Annotated in this window: 14 protein-coding genes; 8 read left to right on the top strand and 6 right to left on the bottom strand. The window is 68.2% G+C overall.

All coding sequences use genetic code 11. The features are described 5' to 3' along the window. Positions 1–35: 35 nt before the first annotated feature. Positions 36–623, bottom strand: a complete 588-nt coding sequence (locus ACWF9G_RS12505) for a peroxiredoxin (protein ID WP_189024058.1) — start codon at positions 621–623, stop codon at positions 36–38. Positions 624–731: 108 nt separating this feature from the next. Between ACWF9G_RS12505 and ACWF9G_RS12500 the strand changes: the two genes are divergently transcribed. Together ACWF9G_RS12500 and ACWF9G_RS12495 are read left to right on the top strand one after the other, a co-directional pair. Beyond that, positions 732–1,640, top strand: a complete 909-nt coding sequence (locus tag ACWF9G_RS12500) for a hydrogen peroxide-inducible genes activator (RefSeq protein ID WP_379306239.1) — start codon at positions 732–734, stop codon at positions 1,638–1,640. Positions 1,641–1,769: 129 nt separating this feature from the next. Continuing rightward, positions 1,770–2,006 carry a hypothetical protein gene (locus ACWF9G_RS12495; protein WP_379306237.1) on the top strand — a complete coding sequence of 79 codons (237 nt, stop codon included), beginning with the start codon at positions 1,770–1,772 and terminating at the stop codon, positions 2,004–2,006. Positions 2,007–2,147: 141 nt separating this feature from the next. On the opposite strand, the gene ACWF9G_RS12490 is transcribed toward ACWF9G_RS12495, so the two are convergent. Beyond that, positions 2,148–3,341 (bottom strand): helix-turn-helix transcriptional regulator, encoded by a 1,194-nt coding sequence (locus tag ACWF9G_RS12490; protein WP_452515230.1) that lies wholly within the window; start codon positions 3,339–3,341, stop codon positions 2,148–2,150. A gap of 37 nt (positions 3,342–3,378) precedes the next feature. On the opposite strand from ACWF9G_RS12490, the gene ACWF9G_RS12485 reads away from it, so the two are divergent. From ACWF9G_RS12485 to ACWF9G_RS12460, 6 genes are all read left to right on the top strand, one after another. Further along, the gene (locus ACWF9G_RS12485; protein ID WP_452515228.1) at positions 3,379–3,972 is read left to right on the top strand and encodes a biotin transporter BioY; all 594 of its coding nucleotides are present in this window, start codon (positions 3,379–3,381) and stop codon (positions 3,970–3,972) included. Positions 3,973–3,990: 18 nt separating this feature from the next. Further along, complete coding sequence (locus tag ACWF9G_RS12480) at positions 3,991–4,671, top strand: energy-coupling factor ABC transporter ATP-binding protein (protein WP_379306231.1); 681 nt, start codon at positions 3,991–3,993, stop codon at positions 4,669–4,671. Further along, on the top strand, positions 4,668–5,270 hold the full coding sequence (locus tag ACWF9G_RS12475) for an energy-coupling factor transporter transmembrane component T family protein (RefSeq protein WP_452515226.1): 603 nt from the start codon (positions 4,668–4,670) through the stop codon (positions 5,268–5,270). The genes ACWF9G_RS12480 and ACWF9G_RS12475 overlap by 4 nt, the downstream gene beginning before the upstream one ends. Positions 5,271–5,316: 46 nt before the next feature. After that, positions 5,317–5,907 (top strand): TetR family transcriptional regulator C-terminal domain-containing protein, encoded by a 591-nt coding sequence (locus ACWF9G_RS12470; protein WP_452515224.1) that lies wholly within the window; start codon positions 5,317–5,319, stop codon positions 5,905–5,907. A gap of 103 nt (positions 5,908–6,010) precedes the next feature. After that, complete coding sequence (locus tag ACWF9G_RS12465; RefSeq protein ID WP_452515222.1) at positions 6,011–6,751, top strand: SDR family NAD(P)-dependent oxidoreductase; 741 nt, start codon at positions 6,011–6,013, stop codon at positions 6,749–6,751. A gap of 14 nt (positions 6,752–6,765) precedes the next feature. Further along, positions 6,766–6,978: a tautomerase family protein gene (locus tag ACWF9G_RS12460; protein ID WP_379306223.1), complete on the top strand. Its 213-nt coding sequence runs from the start codon at positions 6,766–6,768 to the stop codon at positions 6,976–6,978. Positions 6,979–7,029: 51 nt separating this feature from the next. On the opposite strand, the gene ACWF9G_RS12455 is transcribed toward ACWF9G_RS12460, so the two are convergent. The 4 genes from ACWF9G_RS12455 to ACWF9G_RS12440 all read right to left on the bottom strand — a co-directional run bounded on the left by ACWF9G_RS12455 (position 7,030) and on the right by ACWF9G_RS12440 (position 12,682). After that, positions 7,030–7,590: a hypothetical protein gene (locus ACWF9G_RS12455; RefSeq protein ID WP_452515220.1), complete on the bottom strand. Its 561-nt coding sequence runs from the start codon at positions 7,588–7,590 to the stop codon at positions 7,030–7,032. Between the two features lie 162 nt (positions 7,591–7,752). Further along, complete coding sequence (speD, locus tag ACWF9G_RS12450; protein ID WP_452515219.1) at positions 7,753–8,955, bottom strand: adenosylmethionine decarboxylase; 1,203 nt, start codon at positions 8,953–8,955, stop codon at positions 7,753–7,755. Positions 8,956–8,963: 8 nt separating this feature from the next. Further along, on the bottom strand, positions 8,964–10,079 hold the full coding sequence (locus ACWF9G_RS12445; protein WP_452515217.1) for a type III PLP-dependent enzyme: 1,116 nt from the start codon (positions 10,077–10,079) through the stop codon (positions 8,964–8,966). A gap of 104 nt (positions 10,080–10,183) precedes the next feature. Further along, positions 10,184–12,682, bottom strand: a complete 2,499-nt coding sequence (locus tag ACWF9G_RS12440; RefSeq protein ID WP_452515215.1) for a DEAD/DEAH box helicase — start codon at positions 12,680–12,682, stop codon at positions 10,184–10,186. Positions 12,683–12,735: the final 53 nt, after the last annotated feature.

Below are 12,735 nucleotides of genomic sequence, written 5' to 3'. Positions count from 1 at the left end.
GGGCTCCTCTGGGGTGAATCGGTGGAAAGGGTGGATCAGACGCTGGCCGAGAGCAGTTCGCCGGCGTTGATCGTCGGGTCGCCCTTCTTCCAGTTGCAGGCGCACAGCTCGTCGGACTGCAGGGCGTCGAGCACGCGCAGCACCTCGTCGACATTGCGGCCGACCGAACCGGCGGTCACCGAGACGAACTGCACCTCGTTGTTCGGGTCGACGATGAAGGTGGCGCGATCGGCGACCCCGTCGGCGTTGAGAACGCCGGTGGCGGTGGCCAGTTCACGCTTGAGGTCCGACAGCATCGGGAAGGGGAGGGTCTTGAGGTCCTCGTGCTGGGCGCGCCACTGGAAGTGCACGAACTCGTTGTCGACCGAGGCGCCGAGCACCTGGGTGTCGCGGTCGGCGAACTCGTCGTTCAGCTTGCCGAACGCCGCGATCTCGGTGGGGCACACGAAGGTGAAGTCCTTGGGCCAGAAGAACACCACGCGCCACTTACCCGCGTAGTCGTCGCTGGTGATCTGGGTGAAGTAGTCGTCGGGCTGCTGCGCGTCGACCTTCGACAGGTCACCTCCGATGACGGCCTTGAGGTTGTATGCCGGGAACTGGTCGCCGATGGTCAGCAGAGCCATGCGCGTCTCCTCATTCGTGGTGTGGTTGCTCATCGTGTGAGCTCGTCGGTGATCTTGCCGAAAGCGTACTGAAAGGTAAAGCCGATTGCTTGCCCTACACTGATAGGCGTGACTGATCAGACTTATCAGCCAACCCTGTCGCAGCTGCGTGCGTTCGTCGCCATCGCCGAATACCGGCATTTCGGCACCGCCGCAGCGCGTTTGACTGTGAGCCAACCCACGTTATCGCAGGCACTGGCATCACTGGAAAACGGACTGGGGCTCCAGTTGATCGAGCGCAGCACCCGGCGGGTGCTCGTGACCGCGGCCGGGATGCGACTGCTGCCCCAGGCGATGGCGACGCTGGAAGCCGCCGACCGGTTCGTGGCCTCGGCGACCGGTGACGGCCTCGGCGGCGTGCTGCGTCTCGGCATCATCCCGACCGTCGCGCCGTACGTGCTGCCGGAGCTGCTGCCCGAACTGCGCCGCAAACTGCCCGGCCTGGTTCCGCACGTGGTGGAGGACCAGACCTCCCGGCTGCTCGAGGGCCTGCGCACGGGTGTTCTCGACGTCGCGCTGCTCGCCCTGCCCACCGGAGCGCCGGGGCTCGTCGAGATCCCGCTGTACTCGGAGGAATTCGTGCTCGTCACCCCGCGCGGGCACGAGTTGGCCGGGCGCACCGACCTGGCCGCGCCGGTGCTCGCCGGCATGCCGCTGCTCCTGCTGGACGAGGGGCACTGCCTGCGCGATCAGACCCTGGAGTTGTGCCGCAGCGCCGAGGTGCATCCCGGTGCGGTCGGCGACACCCGCGCCGCCTCGCTGACGACGGTGGTGCAGTGCGTGGCAGGCGGTCTCGGCGTCACCCTCATTCCGGAGATGGCCGTGGCCACCGAAACCGCGCGCGGCACTCTCGATACCGCCCGCTTCGCCGATCCGGCGCCGGGGCGCACCATCGGTCTGGCCTACCGCGGATCCTCGGCGCGGGCCGAGGATTACGAATACCTTGCCGCAGTGATTCGATCGAAGCGACCCTTCTGATTTTATATGCACTAACTATTTCATCTGTTCGAACGACGCAATTCCCGTCCGCGAGTGCTGTTCTTGATTACGGTGACGGTCCCGCCACGGGGTCGGCACGACAAGTGTGCAGCAGTCGAAGGAATGGTCATGTACAAAGTTCGTTCAACCATCGCGGTGCTCGCGTGCGCGCCGCTGATCGCACTCGGCACCGGCGTAGCCGGCGCAGCACCCGCGGCGGATCCTGCCCCCGTCCCCGTCGCACCGGTGCCCGTTCAGGTAGAGCCCGTAGTGCTCTCGCCGTTCATCACGATCCCCCTCGCCTTCCTCGGGTGTCTTCCGGTGCTGGTGACGGTTCCGTTCCTCTACCCGGTGTGCGTGGTCTGACACGCTGATGCCGGTACCGACGAGGAACATTCGAGCCACTCCCGCACGACAGTGCGGGAGTGTCCCCGTGGCACTCTGCTAGAGATGTGAATGCGCGCGGCGGGATCGGCGTGGAATTCCCTCCGATTCGAGCCGCCGAAATTATTGAGCCGACATCGCGGTGGTCAACAACAACCGGACCAATTCGGCCTGCCGGTGTGTTTTCGTCTTGGCGAAAATATGCTGCAGATGCGTGCGCGCGGTGAATACCGAGACCGAGAGCTGATCGGCGACGGCTTGCAACCCGTCGCCACGCAGAACCGCCATGGCGACCAGCGTTTCCGCCTCGGTCAAGCCGTAGAGGTCGTGCAGCGCTTCCGGTTCCGGTTCGGGGTCGCGGTCCGGATCGGCGATCAGCAGCAACACGGCCCGATGCCAGGGACCGTCCCCGTTTCCGGAAACCCCGTCCAGCGGCGAGATCCGCACGATCAGCGGCCGATTGCCGGAGGGGCGCGCGACCGCGACATTCCCGCCACCGTTCGCCGACTCCGCGGCCTGTTCGATCAGCTCGCGCAGTCGCGCCTGGGTGCCCGGCGACCTGGCTCGCAGCCGGCCGAAGGCATCCACACTCAGCCCGTCGGTCTGCCGGATGATGCGCCCGGCCATGGAGTTGGCGAACACCAGTGCCGCGTCGGCGGTGACGATCATGATGCCGTAGTGCGCCTGCTCCAGTGTCGCGAGCGCCAAGGCCCGCTCCCGGGACAACTCGACCAGCCTGGACTGGGTGCGCAGCGCCCCGCGCAGATGCGGCACGAGCGCACGCAGCAGGGCCAGTCCGGCCGAGTGGCCGTTGATCGCGCCGTGGTCGGGCATGGTCAGGCAGATCCACGAGGGCGGTAGATCGTCGCTGAGCCGGGCGAGGAAACTGTTGGCCAGGCCGTTCGCGCTCGTGTGGTCGAACAGCTCGTCGCTGGTGGTGGCCGATCCCGCGGGGAGGCGCCGCATGTGTTCGGCGACCCGGTCGAGCGAGGAGGACAGGTCCGGCGAGCTGCCGTTGCCCGAGGTCTTGATCGCGAACCGTGCGCCTGCCGGTTCGGCGATGACCAAAAAGCCGTGTGCCGCCCCGAAGGTGTCGGTGATCTCTCGGACCACTCCGTCCCATCGGTCAGGGTCGTTGCCTGCGCTGTAGATCGCGGCGATCAAGTTCGAAAAACGTTGTAGCGCAATCGACATGATGGCCCTTCCTCGGCCACAGTGGGTCGGCGCGATGCCGTTGTGCGGCGAACGTCGTCCGAGAAGCTCCCAACCTCGGGATCTTAGTCGATCTTCGGGCGTGGCGAGACGATCGTGCTCCACCTGCTACCTTGAACGTCGTTCAATTCCGTTGTGAAGGATGTTTGCCGTGCCCGATGTCGAGAAGTCCCCGAAGCCGGCGCTCGGTTTCGCCGCCAGGGACATGGCGCAGATCGCGGTGTTCGCGGCGCTGATCGCCGCCCTTGGCCTGCCGGGCGCGATCACCGTCGGGTTCAGCGGCGTGCCGATCACGCTGCAAACGCTCGGGGTAATCCTCACCGGCGCGATCCTCGGCGCGCGCAAGGGCACGGCCGCGGTCGCGGTCTTCATCGCGCTGACCCTGATCGGCCTGCCGCTGCTCTCCGGTGGCCGCACGGGCCTGACGGCCCTTGCCTCGCCGACCGCGGGCTATCTGATCGGCTGGATCCCCGCGACGCTGGTGATCGGCGCGCTGACCGCCGCGATCCTGCCGAAGTATCCGATCGTGCTCGGCCTGCTGATCAACGCGTTCGGCGGGCTCGTTGTCATCTACCTGTTCGGGACCGCCGGGCTGCTGATCCGCACCGATCTCGGGCTGTGGGCCGCCGTGTCGGCCAACTTCGCGTTCGTGCCGGGCGACCTGGCCAAGGTTGTCGTCGCCACGGTCGTGGCCAAGGGTGTGCACCGCGCGTACCCCGGGCTGATCCGTGGCTGAGCGCACGCGGCGGCTGTCGTGAGCGAGATCGTCCTCGACTCGGTCGGCCACCGTTTCGGTGATCGGACCGTGCTGCGCGACATCGATCTTCGGATCACCGAACGGCGGGTCGGCCTCATCGGCGCCAACGGATCCGGGAAGTCGACGCTGGCGCGGATGCTCAACGGGCTGCTGAAACCGGCGTCGGGCACCGTCACCGTCGACGGGCTCGACGCCGCCCGCAAGGGCGCGCAGGTCCGGCGCAAGGTCGGCTTCGTGTTCACCGATCCCGACACCCAGATCGTGATGCCGACCGTCGCCGAGGATCTGGCGTTCTCGCTGCGGCGCAGCGGCCTTGGCCGGGCCGAGATCGCGGCCAGGGTGGCACGGATGCTCGACCGCTTCGGGCTCGGCGCGCACGCCGACCATCCGGCGCACCTGCTCTCGGGCGGGCAGAAACAACTCCTCGCGATCGGCTCCGCGCTGATCCGCGAGCCCGAGGTGATCGTCGCCGACGAGCCGACCACGCTGCTGGACCTGCGCAATGCCCGCCGGGTGTCGGAGGCGCTGAACTCCCTCGACCAGCAGGTGATCGTGGTGACCCACCAGCTCGCGCTGCTGGACGGGTTCGATCGAGTCGTGGTGCTGGACAACGGGTCCGTTGCCTTCGACGGCACACCGGCCGACGCGGTCGGCGCCTATCGGCGACTCGTCGAATGATCGGTCTCTACAGCCCCGGCGACTCGCTGCTGCATCGGCTGCCCGCGGGCGTGAAGCTGGCACTGCTGGTGCTCGCGATCGTCGCGATGACGGTGTTCGTGCGCGGCCCGCTCGGCGTCGCCTGCGCCGTGGTCGCCGTGACCTGCCTGTTCGCGCTCGCGCGGATCTCCTGGCGAGTGGCGCTGGCCCAGGTGCGGCCGGTGCTGTGGATGACGCTGATCATCGGGGTGTTCCAGCTGCTCACCACCTCGCCCGCGCGGGCGATCGTCGTCTGCGGCGTACTGCTCGTCTCGGTAGCGCTGGCGGCGCTGGTGACGGTGACGACCCGGGTCACCGACATGCTCGACGCGCTGACCAGTGCGCTCGGACCGCTGCGCCGCGTCGGGGTGAATCCCGAACGGGTGAGTCTGCTGCTGGCGCTGGCCATCCGGTGCGTGCCGCTGCTGGCGCAGATCGTGCACGACGTCGCCGAGGCGCGGCGGGCGCGCGGCGTCTCCTGGTCGGCGACCGCCCTGGTCACGCCCGTGCTGGTGCGGGCGCTGCGCACGGCCGACGCGATGGGCGAGGCACTGGCCGCCCGCGGTGTGGACGACGACTGACCACCGCGCTTGCCATTAGTAGACGACCGGTCGTATAGTTTCGGGCATGGCACGACCACGGCGCAGCGACGACACGCGCGCCCTCCTCATCGAGGAGGGCGCGGCAGGCCTGCTGTCCAACGGCTACCACGGCACCGGTATCAAGCAGGTGCTCGACAAGGTCGGTGTGCCGAAAGGGTCGTTCTACAACTACTTCGACAGCAAGGAGAGCTTCGCGCACGCGGTGATCGAGCATCACTCGTTGTGCGTGCAGCGCAACCTGGCCGCGGCGTTCGACGGCGCCCCCGACGCACTCACCGGTCTGCGCCGGTTCTTCGGCGCGCTGATCGACGATTTCGTGGCCGCCGACTACACCGGTGGCTGCCTGATCGCCAATCTCGGCGGCGAGCTGGAGGGCAGTGAGCTGCTGCGGACGGCGCTGTCGGCCGCGTGGGCGTACTGGCGGGACGGCGTGGCCGGTGCGCTGCGCACCGCGCAGGCCGAGGGCACGGTGCGCACCGACATCGATGCCGTCGAGCTCGCCGATATCCTGCTCGAATCCTGGGAAGGTGCGGTGATCCGGATGAAGATCGACCGCACCGTCGAGCCGCTCGAGAAGTGCCTGCGCCGCTTCCTCGACGACTACTTCCGGCCGTGATCGCGCCGCCATCCTGACCTGACCGCCGACCTGGTCGGCCCGAATCTCTTCGGTCGCCCATTCAGAGACGACCGGTCGTATATCAACCCGAAAGGACCAGTCCATGTCGACACCCAAGACGGTCATCGTGACCGGCGCATCCAGCGGAATCGGACGCGACGTCGCCCGCGCCTTCGTCGCCCGCGGTGACGCGGTCGTCCTCGGCGGACGCGACGCGGACAAGCTCGCCGCCGTCGCCGCCGAACTGGCCGCTCCGGACCGGGTGGCCACGGTGGCCGGCGATATCGGTGCGCCCGCAACGGGATCGGCGTACGTGCGGGCGGCGCTGGACCGGTTCGGCCGCGTCGACGCGCTGGTCAACAGCGCGGGCGTGTTCGGCGCGACCCCGTTCGTCGACGTCACCGAGGCCGAGCTCGACCGCTATCTCGGCGGCAACCTCAAGGGCACCTACTTCACCACCCAGGCCGTGGTCCGGCAGCTGCTCGCGCAGGGCGAGGGCGGCAGCGTCGTCAACATCGGCACCGTGCTCATCGATCACGCGATGACCGGGCTGCCCGCCTCGGCCGCGCTGATCAGCAAGGGTGGTGTGCACGCGCTGACCACCAGCCTGGCCGCCGAACTGGCGCCGGCGCGGATCCGGGTGAACGCGGTCGCCCCCGGCATCATCCGCACACCCCTGTTCGGAGACGGCGACGAGCGCGCCGCCGCGGGCGCGGCCCTGCTCGGCCGGATCGGCGAGGTCGCCGACACCACCGCGGCCGTGCTGTACCTGACCGACGCCGAGTTCGTCACCGGCCACATCCTCCCCGTCGACGGCGGGTTCATTGCAGGTAGAGCGGCGTAGAAAGGAAACCAACCATGCCGTATGTGAATATCAAGGTCACCGATGAAGGGGTCACCCCGGAGCAGAAGGGGCAGCTGATCAAGGGCGTCACCGATCTGTTGTTCGACGTGCTCGGCAAGGCGCCCGACAGCACCTATGTCGTGATCGACGAAGTGCCGCTGACAAACTGGGGTGTCGGCGGGGTCGATGTGGCCGAGTATCGCGCGCAACGCGCGGCGCGCGGCTGACACTTGTTCGTCGAGCCGGGTGCGGTCCTTCCGCGCCCGGCTCGGCGCTGTTCAGGCGGGTCCGTCGAACGGCACCGAGGCATCGAGTGCGAACCAGCCCATCGGGATTCGCTTGCCCCCGGTGCGGAAGTAGCTCGGGCCAAGCCACAGATCCGGCTCGATCTCGCGCAGCTCGTCGTAGATCCGCCGGGCCGGGCGCCGCGATCCCACCCGCGGATCGTCGTAGTCGAACAGCACGGCAGGCCGCCCGTCGATCACGGAATCACCCACCGTCGCCACGAAATTCAGCGCCCGCATTCCGCCGAGCAGCCGAAAGACATTGTGGCCGACCGCCACACCGCCGTCCACGTGACGAAACGACTTCGCCACCCAGAAGTACGACGGCCGTGCCATCACCGGAGCGAGCACCCGCTCGCCGGACCCGGGGAACGATCGCATCGTCACGTCGCCGTCCAACCGCGCGAAGTCGGCCACCGTCACGTCGGGAGCGGCGGCGAACAGCCGACCGAACGCGGTCAGGCCCGCCTCGGACAGCGCGTCGAGGCGGGGTCGCTGCCAGGACGGCGTGCGGACCGGCATCAAACCGTCGGCGGACAACGGTGTCGGTGTCATGAGCGGACTCGATTCTCCTCGAAGCGGCGCACCTCGCATAGTGCCAACATTCGGCGCTCTGCGGCACCGGAATCGAGAGCCCGGTGAACATCGGCCGCCGCGACGACGAAGGCGGTGACCCGGAGAATCCGGATCACCGCCTTCGGTGTCTGTCGCTCGAGCTCAGCCGCGCAGGGCGTACGGCTCGATCGCGCCGCGCTCGAGGGCGCGGGCGTCGATGGTCTCGGCGCGGTAGGGGAGCAGGGCCAGGCGATCGGCCATGCCGCGCACCGGATCCTCGATCTTCTCGTTCAGGCCGAACAGGAAGGTCCACTCGTGCTCGTCGCTGCCGTAGGGGACCACGGTGGCGAACTGCTCGTGGAACCGGCCCCACGAACGCTTGAGGGTTTCGTTGCGCCACATGGTCGCGCACCCGGCCTGGGCCGACAGCACGCCGCCGGGCGCCAGCAGTGCCTTACATCGGGACAGGAACTCCGACTCGTAGAGGCGGTTGTGCTGGGCGTCCTCGACGCGCTCGTCCGGCAGGTCGATGACGATCACGTCGTAGCGGGTGCCCGCCTCCTGCGCCTTGGCCAGGAAGTCCCAGCCGTCGGCGTAGTGCACGTGCACCGGGCCATCGCCCCGCACCGCGGCGGTCAGCTCGTCGGTGGTGTAGCCGTAGGGCAGGTGCTGTGCGCACAGCTCCACCTCGAGCTGGTCGATGTCGACGTGGTCGACATGGGTCGCCCCGGCCGCCACCGACATCTGCGAGGCGACACCCTCGCCGGAACCGATGATCAGCACCCGATCGAGCTTCTCCGCGAGCACGAACGCCGGGACCATCATGGCCTCGTGGTAGGTGACCTGGGAGAACTCGGTGGACTGACGATCGTCGTCGGAGAACAGGGAGATGCCCTGATCGGTGCGCGCGATCACCATGTGCTGGAACGGGGTGTTCGTGTCCACGATCACCTCGTGCAGATCCCAGATCCGGGTCAGGCCGTCGCCCACCGGTTCGTAGATCTTCTCGGCACCGTGGCCGCGCTGGACGACCTGCATCCGAACGCTCCCGGGAGACAACTTGTCTCGCAGAAGTTCCACAGCCTTCGTCGCGCCCGCACCGATGCTGCCGCAGGTGAAGACGTCGACGAAGATGTCGCCGGACTCCGGATAAGTGTGAATCGAGGCGTGGGACTCCGACAACAGGGCGAGGACGGTCACCCCCTGCGGATCGAACTTTTTGTGAACGACATCGCAGATGGTGACGCCCGCCGCGATCAGAGACTCACGCAACGCCGATTCGAGTCGTTCGAGATCGTCACACAGGTCTGTGTCGACACCACCGAACTCGGCCAGCACGTGCCAGCCGGTGAATTCCGCCGTCATGGGCAAACTCACTCTCGCTCAGCGCCCGAGACATGAACGGTCAAGGGCGGAAAACCATTGAAGGACACCGACGAATAACTCGCGGTATAGGCGCCGGTGTCGAGGATCTGGATCTGATCACCGGCTCGCAACGTGGTCGGCAGAAGGACCTTCGTGCGTTGATACAGTACATCGTCGCCGTCGCAGGTCGGACCCGCGACCACCGCCTCGCCGAGCGGATCGCCGTCGCGATCGGTGACGAAACGGTAGGCGATGTACTCGTTCTCCGTCTCGGCCATACCGTTGTATCGGCCGATGTCGAGATACACCCAGCGCCGGCCATCCGGCGCGAAACGCACGCCGACGACCTCGGCGTGAATGGTGCCCGCGTTACCCACCAGCGCGCGGCCGGGTTCGACGACCAGGCCGGTGGATTCGGGCAGGAACTCCGCGGCCGCGCCGGTCATGGCGGCGGCGATCGCGTCGAGTTCGGGAGCCGCGTCGGCGTAGGAGATCGGCAGACCGCCGCCCACGTTGACCGCGGTGACGTGAATGTCCTTGTCCGCCAACGCCGTGACGATCTCACCGGCTTGCCGGATACCGATCCGCCAGGCGGCGGGGTCCAGCTGCTGGGAGCCGACGTGGAAGTACGGGCCGCCCACCACCAGGCCCAGATCGCGGGCGCGCACCAGCAGTCGCAGCGCCTCGGCAGGCGCGCAGCCGAACTTGGTGCCGAAGGGGGTGCGCGACTCCGGCGCCGAGGACAGGAACCGGCACTCGACCTCGGAACCGGGGGCGTGCTCGGCGATGCGCAGCAGGTCGTCTTCGGTGTCGAAGGCGTAGCGGCGCACACCGAGGGCGAAGGCGCGCGCGATGTGGGCGCTCTTCTTGATGGGGTTGCCGTAGCAGAGCGTGCCCGGGTCGATGCCCAGCCGGATGGCCTGGTCGATCTCGCCGATGCTGGCGACGTCGAACTCCGCGCCCTCGGCGTCGAGCAGCGTCAGCAACTCGTCGACCGGTGCCGCCTTCACCGCGTACCTGATCCGGGTGCCCTGGGTGCGCCGCGCCGACACGGCGGCTGCGAGAGCTCGGTAATTGGCACGTACCCGTTCGGGGTAGATGACAAGGTACGGGGATTCGGGCATAGTTGAACTTTCGGTCGGCGGCCGGGAGAGACTATCAGCGGCGCCTACCCAACAACGAATCCGTCAAACATTCGTCATTTTCCGTGATAGCGAACGGGTATGGCTCAGCCCGCCGCTACCGTGACCTCGTCGAACACCACTTCACCCGCGGCGTCGGACTCCTCCAGATCGACGATGGCCGCCAGCGCCCAGCCGTGGTCGCCCGCGGGGTCGTCGAGCACCTGGCGCACATGCCAGAAGCCGGGTCGCTGCTCTACCTGGAACAGCTGCGGGCCGCGTGCGTCGGGGCCGGTGCCGATCGAGGCGTACTCCTCGAAGTAGGGCGTGAAGTCCTGCGCCCAGTCGGGGCCGGGGCTGAGCTCCTCCAGGTCGTACCAGCGTTGCCGGGCGGCCAGCTCGACCCGGCGGAACATGGCGTTGCGCACCATCACCCGGAAGGCGCGTTCGTTGGCCGAGATCGGGCGCACCGACTCCGCGCCGAACGCGATCTGCTCGGCGTCGTTCTCCGCGCCGGGGTTGGTGAGCTGCTCCCATTCGTCGAGCAGGCTCGAATCCACCTGGCGGATCAGTTCGCCGAGCCATTCGGTGAGGTCGTCGAGTTCCTCGGTGCGCGCGGCGTCGGGCACCGTGCGGCGCAGCGCCCGGTAGGCGTCGGCGAGGTAGCGCAGCACCACACCCTCCGAGCGGGCCAGTTCGTAGAACGAGATCAGTTCGGCGAAGGTCATCGCGCGCTCGATCATGTCGCGCACCACCGATTTCGGTGACGGCGCGAATTCCGAGACCCACGGATGCCCGGCCCGGTAGGTCTCGAACGCGGGGTCGATCAGCTCGGCCAGCGGCTTGGGCCAGGTGACCTCTTCCAGGAGCTCCATCCGCTCCTCGTATTCGATGCCGTCGGCCTTCATCTCGGCCACCGCGGCGCCACGGGCCTTGTGCTGCTGAGCCATCAGCAGCTGGCGCGGGTCCTCCAGGGTCGCCTCGATCAGGGAGACGACGTCCAGTGTGTAGGTGGGGGTCTCGCGATCGAGCAGCTCGAAGGCGGCCAGCGCGAACGGCGACAGCGGCTGGTCGAGGGCGAAATCACGTTGCAGGTCGACGGTGAGCCGGGCCATCCGGCCCTTGGCGTCGGGTTCGGAGAGCTGTTGCACCACACCGGCATCGCGCAGGGCGCGGTAGAGCCGGATCGCGCGCAGGATGTGCTTGCGCTGGGCGGCGCGCGGCTCGTGGTTGTCCTCGAGCAGGTGCCGCATCGCGGCGAAGACATTTCCGGGGCGGGCGATCACGTTGAGCAGCATGGCGTTGGTCACCGTGAAGCGCGACACCATCGGCTCGGGCTGGGCGGAGACCAGACGGTCGAAGGTCTCCTCGCTCCAGGACACGAAACCCTCGGGTGGTTTGCGGCGCTGCACCTTGCGCTGCTTCTTCGGGTCGTCGCCCGCCTTGGCGATCAGGCGCGCGTTCTCCACCTCGTGCTCGGGGGCCTGCACGACCACGGTGCCCATGGTGTCGAAGCCGGCGCGGCCTGCGCGTCCGGCGATCTGGTGGAACTCACGCGCCTTGAGCCTGCGGGTGCGCACGCCGTCGAACTTGGTGAGCCCGGTCAGCAGCACCGTGCGGATCGGCACGTTGATGCCGACGCCGAGGGTGTCTGTGCCGCACACCACCTTGAGCAGCCCGTCCTGGGCGAGCTTCTCCACGAGCCTGCGGTATTTGGGCAGCATGCCCGCGTGGTGCACGCCGATGCCGTGCCGGATCAGTCGCGAGAGGGTCTTGCCGAAGCCTGCCGCGAAGCGGAACTCGCCGAGGGCGGCGGCGATCGCGTCCTTCTCGGCGCGGGTGGCGAAATTCACGCTGGTCAGTGCCTGCGCGCGCTCCAGCGCGGCGGCCTGGGTGAAGTGCACGACGTAGACCGGCGCCTGGTTGGTGGTCACCAGCTCTTCGATGGTCTCGGTGATGGGGGTGCGCACGTACGAGAACATCAGCGGGACAGGGCGTTCGGTGCCCGCGACCACCGCGGTCGAGCGGCCGGTGCGGCGCTCGAGATCGGTCGCGAAGAAGTCGACCTCGCCCAGCGTCGCCGACATCAGCAGGAACTGCGCGCGCGGCAGCTCGATGATCGGCACCTGCCAGGCCCAGCCGCGATCGGGGTCGGCGTAGAAGTGGAACTCGTCCATCACGACCTGGCCGACCTCGGCGGCCGCGCCCTCGCGCAGCGCCAGATTCGCCAGGATCTCCGCGGTCGCGCAGATGATCGGGGCGTCGGCGTTGACCGCGGCGTCGCCGGTGACCATGCCGACGTTCTCGGCGCCGAACACCTCGCACAGCGCGAAGAACTTCTCGCTCACCAGCGCCTTGATCGGCGCGGTGTAGTAGCTGCGCTGCCCGTTGGCCATCGCGAACAGGTGCGCGCCGACCGCGACGAGGGACTTCCCGGAGCCGGTCGGGGTGGCCAGGATGACATTGGACCCCGAGGCCAGCTCCATCAGCGCCTCGTCCTGCGCCGGATACAGGGGGGTGCCCTGCTCGGCGGCCCACGCCGCGAACGACTCGTAGAGCGCGTCGGCGTCGGTCCCGGGAATTTCGAGCAGGTCGGTCAGATCCACTCCGACCACCCTAGTGGGCGCAGCGGGCGTCGCCCTCGTCAGACCTGTGCGGT

Source organism: Nocardia sp. NPDC055029 (assembly GCF_053608525.1).
Note: the sequence above shows the minus strand (reverse complement) of the source record. Positions and strands in the feature narration are given on the sequence as shown.

Excerpts from the sequence above, each read along its gene's own strand:
- ACWF9G_RS12505 (WP_189024058.1), bottom strand. The coding sequence starts at position 623 with ATGGCTCTGCTGACCATCGGCGACCAGTTCCCGGCATACAACCTCAAG.
- ACWF9G_RS12485 (WP_452515228.1), top strand. The coding sequence starts at position 3,379 with ATGTTTGCCGTGCCCGATGTCGAGAAGTCCCCGAAGCCGGCGCTCGGT.
- ACWF9G_RS12470 (WP_452515224.1), top strand. The coding sequence starts at position 5,317 with ATGGCACGACCACGGCGCAGCGACGACACGCGCGCCCTCCTCATCGAG.
- ACWF9G_RS12495 (WP_379306237.1), top strand. The coding sequence starts at position 1,770 with ATGTACAAAGTTCGTTCAACCATCGCGGTGCTCGCGTGCGCGCCGCTG.
- ACWF9G_RS12455 (WP_452515220.1), bottom strand. The coding sequence starts at position 7,590 with ATGACACCGACACCGTTGTCCGCCGACGGTTTGATGCCGGTCCGCACG.
- ACWF9G_RS12465 (WP_452515222.1), top strand. The coding sequence starts at position 6,011 with ATGTCGACACCCAAGACGGTCATCGTGACCGGCGCATCCAGCGGAATC.
- ACWF9G_RS12460 (WP_379306223.1), top strand. The coding sequence starts at position 6,766 with ATGCCGTATGTGAATATCAAGGTCACCGATGAAGGGGTCACCCCGGAG.
- ACWF9G_RS12445 (WP_452515217.1), bottom strand. The coding sequence starts at position 10,079 with ATGCCCGAATCCCCGTACCTTGTCATCTACCCCGAACGGGTACGTGCC.
- speD (WP_452515219.1), bottom strand. The coding sequence starts at position 8,955 with ATGACGGCGGAATTCACCGGCTGGCACGTGCTGGCCGAGTTCGGTGGT.
- ACWF9G_RS12475 (WP_452515226.1), top strand. The coding sequence starts at position 4,668 with ATGATCGGTCTCTACAGCCCCGGCGACTCGCTGCTGCATCGGCTGCCC.